We start from the raw sequence: 6,000 nt of genomic DNA, 5'->3' as shown, positions 1-6,000 counted from the left end.
GACCGGTTGGACGGATTGCTGGCCGGCCTGGGCGCGGAACCGGAGCCGCTCACCGTGGAGTTGCTGCGGGACCTGTTGGACGACTGACCCGGCGGGGGGGGGGGGGGGGGGCCGCGCCCCCCCCCCCCCCCCCCCCCCCCCCCCCCCCGCCGAAACCGGCCCCCCTACGGCCCGTACCGATGCCCCCCCGAGAGAGGGTCAGCGGCTCTGCTGTGCCGGTACACCCGGCATCTTGTCGTCGTCGTCATCGATGCTCACACCCGCGGCGGCGACGGCCGCGCCGGTGAGGGTCGCCAGCATCTCGCGCACGTTGGTGAGCTGCGCGTTGATGCTGTCCCGACGGTGGGTCAGCGCGGCCAGCTCGCGCTCGGACTCCGAGCGGATCCGGTCGGCCTTGGCACGCGCGTCGGCGACGATGTCGTCGGCCTGGCGCTGCGCCGTCTCGATCGTCTGACGCGAACGACGCTCGGCGTCGGTGCGCAGCTTCTCCGCCTCCAGGCGCAGTTGCTCGGCCCGGTGCTCGACCTCGGACAGGCGCTTCTCGGCCTTGGCCTGACGGGCCGCCAGGTCGCGCTCGGACTGCTCGCGGCGCTTGGCCAGGTTGGTCTCGAAGTCCGCGGCGGCCTGGGCGGCCTTGGCCCGGGTCTCCTCGAAGAGGGCCTCGGCCTCCTCGCGCTTGGCCGACGCGTCCTTGGCCGCCTCGCCACGAAGCTGCGCGGCGTCGCTCTTGGCCTTGTCGAGGATCCGCGAACCCTCGTCCTCGGCCTTGGCCTTGCGCTCCTTGCCGTACTGCTCGGCGTCGGAACGCACCTGCTGCGCGGCGGCCTCGGCCAACTCGCGGTGCTGATCGGCGGCGCGGCGGGCTTCCTCGCGCAGGTCCTTGGCCTCTTCCTCGGCGAGGCGGAGGATCTTCTCCACCCGGGCGCCGAGACCGGCGTAGGAGGGTTCGGCGTCGGCGAGTTGAGCCTGCGCGTTCTGGCTTTCGAGGTGCAGTTCCTCGATCCGCTTCTCCAGCGCCGAGATCCTCGCGAGCGCGCTGTCACGGTCCGACACGAGCTTCGTGATGCGGTCGTCAACCTGCGAACGCTCGTACCCACGGCGGACGATGTCGAAGCCGTGCGGAGAGTTAGTGTCGCTCATGGGGTTCCTGTCGTATGACGGGTGCGGTGAATGAGGTGACGGGTGGAATCCTGGCACGAATCGGGCGGAGCATCGACCTGACCGGGGGATAAGAACCGGCCGGCATCGCTCAATCGGATGACGACGAACCGGCACCCTTCGCCGCGGGGCCCTTGCCCGACGAGGAGTTGCCCTTGCCGGAGGCGAGGCCCGCGGGAGCGGCGAGCGCGTCCAACACGCCCTGCACGCGCGACATCTCGGCGGTGATGTCCTTGCGCCTGCGGTTCAACTCGTCGAGTTTGCGCTGTCCGTCGGCGCGATGACGGTCGGCGTCCTTGCGCGCCTCGGTGCGCAGTCGCTCCGCCTCCTTCCGCGCCTCGTCGAGAACCTTCTCGGCATCCGCGGCGGTCTTGCGACGGACCGCCTGCGCCTCCCGCTGGGCGGCGGCCACCTGTTCGGCCACCTTCGCCCGCAGGTCGTCCGCGCCCTTCTGGGCGTCGGCGAGACGCTGTTCCGCTTCCGAGAGCAACGCCTCGGCCTTCTTCACCGCGGCAATCCGTACCCTATCCGCCTCGGAACCGGCCTTGTCACGAATCCGCTCGGCTTCCTCCGCCGCGACCACCTTCATCTTCTCGGCGTCCACGCGGGCCTCGCTCACCTGTTCCTCCGCTGCGGCGACCAGGTCGTCGACCCGCTTGCCGGCCTGCTTCAGGCCCTCCGCGGCCTGCCGGCGGGCACGTTCGACGACCTGCTCGGCCTCCTTGTCGGAACGCTCGCGGGTGGCGGTGGTGTCCCGGCGGGTCTCGCTGATCATCGCGTCCGAGTCCCCGCGCGCCTTCTCTATCACCGCGGTCGCCTCGGCGCGCAGGCGTTCGTCCTCGGCCTCGGCCTCGGCGATCAGGCGGTTCGCCGCCTCGTTCGCCTCGTTGACGCGCTGCTCGGCCTTGCGCTCGGCCGCGCCGACGATCTCGGTGGCCCGGCCCTTGGCCCGGATCAGCAGATCCTCGGCCTCGTTGGCGGCCCGGTCCAGCTCCGCGCGGGCCTGCTCGCGCAGCGCGGTCGCGGCCTCCTCGGCCTCGCGCAGCTCCTTGTTCGCCGCTTCCCGTCCGGCCGTTCGGGTCTTCTCGGCCTCCCGGTCGGAGTCGGACTTCATCCGCTCGGCGTGCTTGCGCGCCGCGGTGACCGTGGCATCCGCCTCCGCGCGGGCGCGCACCAGCGTGGTCTCGGCGTCGTCGCGGGCCTTGGTCAGATCGCGTTCGGCGAGCGCGGTGAGCCGGTCCGACTCCTCGCGGGCGGCGTCCTCGATACCCACCACGGCGGCGCGTACCGCCTCCGCCTCGGCCTGGGCCTCGGCCACCGCGCGCGCGGCGTCCTCCTTGGCCAGCCGGGCCTGCGTGGTCGCACTCTCCAGCAGATCGGTGCCGCGCGCCTCGGCCTTCTCCAGCAACTCGCGCGCCCGCGCCTTGGTGCGATCGCGCAGCTCGGCCGCCTCGTCGCGGGCCTCCTCCAGCGCCTGCGCGCCCTGGGTGCGCAGCCGGGCCGCCTCGGCCTCGGCCTCCTCGCGCATCCGGGCGGAGTCGGTGTCGGCCTGCTCCAGCTGGGTCAGCGCCGCGGTCTCCGCCTCGCCGCGCATGCGCTCGGACTCCGCCGTCGCCTCCGCCAGCGCGGCGGCCGCCTCCTCGCGCAGCGTGCCCGCGTCCCGGTTCGCCGAGGCCAGCGTCGCGGTCGCCTCGGTGTGCAGGCGCTGCGCCTCGGTACGCGCGGCGTCCAGTGCCTCGGCGGCCTCGGTGCGCAGTGTGCGGGCCGCGGTCTCGGCCTCGGTGCGCAGCTGTTCCGCATCGCGTTCGGCCCGCTCCAGCAGCGCCCGGGCGGCGGCCTGCGCCTCGGACCGGGCCCGGTCCGCGTCGGTCTCGCCCTGCGCCCGGGTCGCGTCCGCGTCGGACCTGGCCGCGGCCAGCGCGGCGGTCGCCTCCTGGCGCAGCGTGCGGGCCTCGCTGTCGGCCTGCTCGAGGATGCCGAGCGCGGTCTCCTCGCCCTCGGCGCGTACCCGCGCGGCGTCCGACTCGGCCTTCTCCAGCGCGGCGCGCACGGTGGCGGCGGTCTCGGCACGCAGCGTGTGCGCGGCCTCCTCCGCCTCGGTGCGCATGCGCTCGGCCTCGGCGTGCGCCTGCTCCAGCACGGAGCGCGCGGTCTCGGTGGTCTCCTCGCGCAGCGTTCGGGCGGCCGTCTCGGCCTCCGTGCGCATGCGCTCGGCCTCCGCGTCGGCCTGCTCCAGCACGGAGCGCGCGGTATTGGTGGTCTTCTCGCGCAGCGCCTGCGCGGCGGTCTCGGCCTCGGTGCGCATCCGGGTCGCGTCCGCGTCCGCGTCGGCCAGCAGCGTGCGGGCCTGCTCGGTGCTCTCCTCGCGCAGCGTGCGGGCCGCGTTCTCCGCCGCCTCGCGGACCGCCAGCGCGGTGGCCTCGGTCTCCTCGCGCAGCGTGCGCGACTCGGTCTCCGCCTCCTCGTGCATCGAGGCCGCGTCCCGGCGGGCGGCCGAGCGCATGCCGTCCGCCTCCTCGCGGGAGTCGGTGAGGACCTTCTCGGCCTCCTCGCGGGCCTTGCCGATCAGTTCGTCGGCCTTGACCGCGGCCGACTGGGTACGCGCGCCGGCCTCGGCGCGGGCCTGCTCCATGGTGGCCTGGGCGTCCGCCCGGGCGCGGTCCAGCGCGGCCTCCGCGTCGGTGGCGGACTGCTCGGCGCGGGCCCGCAGTTCCTCGGTGCGGGTGCGCAGCTCGGCGGCCTGGCGCTCGGCCTCCGCGCGCATCGCCTCGGCGCGCGCCACCGCCTGATCGCGCAGTTCGGTCGCGGCCTGCTCGGCCGAGCGGATCAGCTCCTCGGCCGCGCGGGCCGCGTCGGCGCCGGCCTTCTGGGCCTCGGCGCGGGCCTTGGCCACCAGTTCCTCGGCCTCGGCGTGCGCGCGACCGGCGTTCTCCGCCGCCTCGGTGCGCACCCGCTCGGCCTCGGCGCGGGCCGCCTCGACCCGTTCCGCCGCCTGCGCGCTCGACTCCTCGCGCAGTTGCTCGGCGGCTGCCGCGGCCTCGGCGCGCAGGTTTTGCGCCTCGTCCTGGGCGCGCTGCAACTCCTCGACGGCCTCGGCCTGTTGGCGCTGAGTCAGCTCGCGCAGACGGTGCGTGTCGGCGACCGCCTTCTCGCGCAGCTTTCCGGTGTCGGCGCGGGCCGCCTCCAGCAGTTCCTCGGCGCTCTCGGCGGCCTTGGCACGCAACTGCTCCGCGTACTCGCGGGCCTCGTTCGCGAGTCGATCGCTCGACTCGCGGGTGCGCGTCTCCACCGCCTCGGCATCGGCCTGCGCGCGGGCGCGCAACTCGTCCGCCTCGGTACGGGCCTCGCTTTGTACCCGCTCCGCCTCGGACCGGGACTTGGCCATCAGGTCGTCCGCGGCGCGGGCGGCGGTCTCCAGGCGCTCGGCGGCGCCGGCCTCGGCATTGGTGAGCAACTGCTGCGCCTCGCCGCGCAGTCGGTCCACCTCCTGCCGGCGGCGTTCGATCTCCGCGCGCGCCCCGGCCTCCAACTCGTCGACCCGGGCCAGGGTTTCCTCGCGGGCGGTGTCCAACTCGGCGCGGGTGTCCGTGCGCAGCGCCTCGGCCTCGGCGCGTGCCTCGTCGCGCAGCCGGTCTGCCTCGGCGAGTGCCTCGGCACGCAGCCGCTCGGCGGCGGCACGGGCCTCGGCGGTGAGCTTGTCCGCCTCGGCACGGGCCTTGCCCACATACGCCTCGGCCTCGCCGGCGGCCTTGCCGAGCTTCTCGCTCGCCTCGGCCTCGGCGCTCTGGAGCAGGCGCTGCGCCTCGGCCTGGCGGCGGTCCGCCTCGCCGGCCGCCTCGGCGCGCAGGCGCTCGATCTCCAACTGGGCGGATTCGAGCAGCTTCGCGGTGTTCTCGGAGGCGCCCTGGGCCCGGGCGCCGGCCTCGCCGGTGACCCGCTCGGCCTCGGAGCGCGCCTCGCCGATGATCCGGGCGGCCTCGACCCGGGCGTCGCCGACCAGGCTCTCCGCGCGGGTTCGGGTCTCGGTGCGCAACTGCTCGGACTGGTCCACGGCCGCGCTCGCCCGGGCCTTGGCCTCGGCGATCACCCGGTCCGCGTCGCCCTGCGCGCGGGAGAGCAGCGATTCGACTTCGGCGCGGGTGCTCTCACTGGTGCCGGCGGCCTGCTCGCGCGCGGCGGCGGCGATCCGCTCGGCCTCGGCGCGGGCGTTGTCCACGAGTTGGCGCGAGCGCTCCTCGGCCTGCGCGCGCAACTGCTCGGCCCATGCGACGTTCTCGTTGACCCGGGTCTCGGTGGCCTGACGGGCCTGGGTCAGTTCCTCGTCCAGGCGCCGGCGGCGCTCCATCACCTCGGCCTGCCAGTCGGCCTCCAGCCGGGCGGAGCGCGCGGCGGCCTCCTGGAGCAGGCGCTGCGTGGTCGCGCGCGACTCCTGCAATTCGCGCTCGGCGTCCGCGCGGACCTGGTCGGCCTGCAACTGGGCGTTGCGCAGCATCTGCTCGGCCTGGCCGCCGATGCTGTCGAATCGGGGCGTGGCGAGTTGGCGGCGAAGGTCATGCAGCTTCGCGCGGAGAACCTCGACCTGATAGCCGAGGTCCTCCGCGTGTGCGACGGTGTCGTCGCGCTCCTTCTTCAGCCGCTTGATCTCGTCGTCGAGTACTTCGAGGTGCTCGTCGACTTGGTAGCGGTCGTAGCCCCGCACTGTGGGGTCCCACTCCATCCCCTGGCCGCGTACGTTTCAGTACTGCATATCGGCCGTTTCCGACCGGTTGGTGACGACACGACCCCGTATGTACATCCGGAACCGCCCGTACCGCATTGACTACCAGGGAGAATGGTCTCAGA

The 6,000-nt window shown here is 74.4% G+C and carries 2 protein-coding genes; both read right to left on the bottom strand.

Annotation, left to right across the window (positions count from 1 at the left end):
* Positions 1 to 198: 198 nt before the first annotated feature.
* A complete protein-coding gene (locus tag ACIBSV_RS45785; protein ID WP_020555437.1) occupies positions 199 to 1,140 on the bottom strand; it encodes a cellulose-binding protein in 942 nt (313 codons plus the stop codon).
* Between the two features lie 109 nt (positions 1,141 to 1,249).
* A complete protein-coding gene (locus tag ACIBSV_RS45780) occupies positions 1,250 to 5,875 on the bottom strand; it encodes a hypothetical protein (protein WP_395873460.1) in 4,626 nt (1,541 codons plus the stop codon).
* Positions 5,876 to 6,000: the final 125 nt, after the last annotated feature.

Origin of the sequence: Embleya sp. NPDC050154 (assembly GCF_044460165.1) — a bacterium.
Lineage (GTDB): Bacteria > Actinomycetota > Actinomycetes > Streptomycetales > Streptomycetaceae > Embleya.
The sequence above is the reverse complement of the archived record's forward strand: the minus strand, read 5'-3'. Positions and strand labels throughout refer to the sequence as shown.